The 4,500-nt window shown below is 32.5% G+C and carries 2 protein-coding genes; both read right to left on the bottom strand.

Annotation, left to right across the window (positions count from 1 at the left end):
- Positions 1 to 124: 124 nt before the first annotated feature.
- On the bottom strand, positions 125 to 1,822 hold the full coding sequence (locus ACI3VO_RS06925; RefSeq protein WP_439757205.1) for an Hsp70 family protein: 1,698 nt from the start codon (positions 1,820 to 1,822) through the stop codon (positions 125 to 127).
- 21 nt (positions 1,823 to 1,843) lie between these two features.
- Positions 1,844 to 4,500, bottom strand: a 2,657-nt coding sequence (locus tag ACI3VO_RS06920) for a tetratricopeptide repeat protein (protein ID WP_439757204.1), incomplete at its 5' end; no start/stop codon positions are given.

The raw sequence follows: 4,500 nt of genomic DNA, 5'->3' as shown, positions 1-4,500 counted from the left end.
ATGAAATTTTTCCTCAAAATAATTTAATGCTAATTCTATTCTTGTCATTTGTAATAACCTCCATAAATTCAAATTTATAAACATAATCTCAAAAATATTAAAGAGTAAGCTTTAAACTAAGTTACTAAAAAAGCTCTTCATCTTCAATTTCATCTAAAACCCTTTTAAACTCATCTCTAGCCTGCTCTATCAAAATACTATTTTGTTTGTCTAAGACTGCTTCAAACTGTATAAGGGCATCTGCTATAACCTGTCTATCTTCACCAGTGAACTCCTCGTACATTCTCTCACCTCTAAAAAGAAGCTCCTTGTTCTTTTCTTGGTCTCTAGGATGGATTTTTAAATAGCTGAGCTCTTCAAATCTAGCCTTTACATCTTCTTCTGAAATTTTTTCATTTCCCTTTTGTATAATTACCTTTTTCTTTTCGCCTGTCGAATTCACCTTTACAACGACCTCTAATATAGAATTTATATCGTATGTATATGTTACATCTATAGACTGCGATCCTTCTGGTCCTTTTGGCACGGTTACAGATATTTCACCTAGCTTTAGATTGTTTCTAGCGAGTCTACTTTCTCCCTGCAAAATCTCGACTACTACTCTAGTTTGGTTGTCGTAGGCTGTATAGAAGGTCTCCGTTCTGCTCACCGGTATCACTGTGTTTCTCTCGATTATCGGACAGAAATACCCTGATTCTCGCTTGTTGTTCATAGTCCTTACAGATACCTCTGTTCCAAGCGAAAAAGGACATACATCTGTAAGCACAATATCCTTTATGCATTCATTTCTCTCCTTCATAGCCGCCTGAAGTGCTGCACCTATTGCGACGGCTTCGTCTGGATTTACGCTGGTATTTGGAAGTCTGCCAAATATCTTTCCTACAAATTTTCTAATTATAGGAAGTCTTGTGGCCCCTCCTATTAAAATTATCTCGTCTATTTGATTTAATTTTATCTTGGCATCCTTTAGGCTTCTCTCTATAGGTTTTCTAATTTTAGTTAAAAGAAGCTCACATGACTTTTCGTAGTCGTCTATATTTACTGATGTCTCGTAAGGCGTATCTTCTATATTGCATTTTATGGTAACTGTCTTGTTGTTTGAAAACTCCAATTTTGCCTTTTCACATTGCTTTCTTATACGAGATATAGTTTTTTTGTCTAGCTTTTCTTCGTCGATGCCGACTTTATTTACGAAAAATCTATAAAGCACCTCCGTAAAATCCTCTCCACCTATGAAGTTATCGCCTGCTACTGCCCTTACCTCCATTATGTTTTTAAACTTCTCTAAAATTGAAATATCAAATGTTCCTCCACCTAAGTCAAACACTAAAAATCTAGTGTTTTCATCTCTTTTATCGATTCCATAGGCAATTGCTGCAGCTGTCGGCTCGTTTATTATTCTGTTTACCTTAAGGCCTGCAAGCTCGCCAGCTTTCTTTGTAGCCTTTCTCTGGTCGTCGTTGAAATACGCAGGTACACTTATTATGGCTTCTTCAACCTTTACTTGAAGAAATACCTCAGCGTCCTCCTTCAAAGATTTTAATACAAAAGATGATAATTCCTCGGCCTTAAACTTTTTATCTCCTAAAACAAATTCTTTATTAGTCCCCATACTTCTTTTAAATACATCTGCTGTCATATCAGGATATAGTATTTTTCTTTCCTTTGCCACCTTTCCGACATATATATTGTCGTCTTCATCTATGCTCACGACTGAAGGCGTTAGATTTTCTCCCAATCTATTTGGTATCATCTTCGTTTGATTTTTATCAAAATAACAGGCTAAGCTGTTTGTAGTTCCTAAGTCAATTCCTATTATCATAATGTCGTCTCTCCTCAATTTTTATAAAATCCCTATTTTATAAGCTAGTCCAATTGCATCTTTATCTGAACAATTGTATTTAAGTGTTTCTTGTAAATAATCTCTGCAGGCTTCTATATTTCCTCTACAATATTCTAAATAAGCTAAACCATACAGAGCATCTATACAAGTTACATCATAGCATATAGCACATCTAGGAGTATCCAAAGCTTGTTTTAAATAATTTTCAGCTTTTTCATATTCTCCCAATATAGTGTATACCTCTCCTATAAATTTATATCCATATGCCTTTTGATCTAATTTTGATTCTATACTACTTATAGGCATATACTTAAGTATTTTATTGGCGTAGTTTTTGGCCTTTTCAATTTGGTTTATATCTAAGCAAATTTTAGCAGCAATTAAATAATTATATCTGTTGTCTTGTCTGTACTCCAACTCATTTATAACATCTGTTATCAATTTCAATGCTTTTTTGCTATTTCCTGTATAGTACAGTAGTCTTGCCTTTTCTCTCTTTTGGTCAGTATCTGGTTTTATTATAAGAGAATAATACTTCACAGCTTCTTTTATATTTCTCATCTCCCAATTGATATCTCCCATACGCTTAAAATAATCGAAGCTCAAATTTGAAAGTCCTTCTTCTTTTATGATTTCTTGCAAAATACCTTTAGCCATTTCAAATTGACCAGAAGATACATATTTATTGTAGACCTGCTCTAATGCATCTATATCATCTGTTTTTTTGTAGTTTTCCGTAAAGTACTCGATACATTCTTCTATTTTTCCTAATTTGCCATATACTGTCGCCAAATCATAGCTCAACTGATCTGGCTCTTCGTATTCATCGCTTTCTTCATATATCTCTTTTGCTTTTAAAAGATATTCACATGATTTTTCAGGCTGATCTAAAATATTGTAGTAATGTCCAAAATCTATATATACTCCAGGGTGATTAGGTAAATTTCTCTCTAGATAAATCAAATCCTCGTATACATCGTCCATATTGAACATATCGAAGTTTACTTCAATTCTTCTAAAATAATCTGTTATATCGTAATTTAAATCAATTTGCTTATTGTAGTATTCTAAGGCCTTGTCGTAATTTCCCTTTTCTCTGTAAATATCTCCTAGCTTTTGGTTTGAATAGCTATTGTCTGGATATATTTCATCTAAATACTCATATAAAGCCTTTGCATCATCTAGCTCGTCCTTGTAGTATAGAGCCAACGCCTTGTAGTAAAGCAAGCCTTGATTTTTCTCGTCGTATTTTAGTCCCTTTTCACAAAGCTCTAAAACTTCATCCTCGTCATTAGTATAGAAAATCATCTCAATGTAGTATAGATATAAATCTTGAGGAAATTTAATTTCACATTCCTTATTTTCTAATTTGTCTATTAAATCCTTATATAGCTTTTTAGCTTTTTCTACATCGCCTTCTTTTCTGATTATAGATGCCTCAAAATAATCTAAATCAGCACATTCAACCTCCTCGTCGCGTAAAAACTGAATAATATCTTTTGCATCATCTATTTCATCGACTTCTATAAGTATATTTATCTTGTAAATATATGCAAATAGATAGTAAGAACCAATCTCTAGCATTTGATCACAAGCATTAAATGATTCTGAATAAAGACCAAGCTTGTACAGAGACTCTATTTTAGACATATACGAAATTCTGTATCTAGGACATATATCTATAATTTTGTCGCTTAGCTTTACAACATCTTCATATCTTTCATTTAAAAATAAAATTCTAAGCTTTGTAGTTAAAGCAGATATACTCTTTTGTTTTATTTCTAGTGCCTTGTCGATATTTTGTAGTGCACTGCTGCTATCTTTTCTTTCCCAGTCAAAAATAGATTTGCATATATATAGCTCATGCATAGAAGTACATCTATGGTTGATTCTTTGTAATTTCTCTTTTGAATTATTTTTTATGGCGTCCTCCCATAACTTTAAATACTCTAATGATTTATCACATTTTTTCATATCCAAATAAATTTTGCTCATCATATAGTAATAAAATACATCTATTTCGTTATCAAGTTCTATAAGCTCCATAATCTCCATAGATTTTTGAGTATTTTCCTCCATAAAATATGTATCGGCAATTTGTAGCAAATACAACTTGTCTAAATCTTCTATATTTGATTTTTGCTCAAATTCTTCTATAATTTTCTTGTCTAAATCTGTAAACAACTCTTCTGTATCGTCGTCCTTGTATCCGTTTAAATGAAGATTTGTAATCAAGTCTCTTGCCTCTATTAGTTTCCCTTCATTTTCATAAATTCTACACAATCCTTCTACTGCCACAAAATTTTCAGGGTCCTCGTTTAAGGCCTCTTCATAATAAGGCTTTGCGTTTTCATAATCTTTTTTCTCGATTAAAATCATACCTTTTAGTAAATCTAAATCCATATGATGATTGTACTTATTTTGTACCTCTGATATTACCTCCCAGGCCTTATCTAATTCTCCCATATTATAGTAAATAAATGCTTCCTTTCTATCTAATTCAGGATGCTTTACCTCTGATAATTTTAGATTTTCGACCAGTTCTATAGCTTCATCTAGCTTTCCATCTCTATAGTATCCATTCATCTTATAAAAATCACGTAAAAAACCATCATAGTCGAGTTCTTCGTCTATTTCTAACAAGCTATATGGCGTAT

The sequence above is a fragment of the Intestinibacter sp. genome (assembly GCF_051866655.1).
In the GTDB taxonomy this organism is placed as follows: domain Bacteria; phylum Bacillota; class Clostridia; order Peptostreptococcales; family Peptostreptococcaceae; genus Intestinibacter.
The sequence above is the reverse complement of the archived record's forward strand: the minus strand, read 5'-3'. Positions and strand labels throughout refer to the sequence as shown.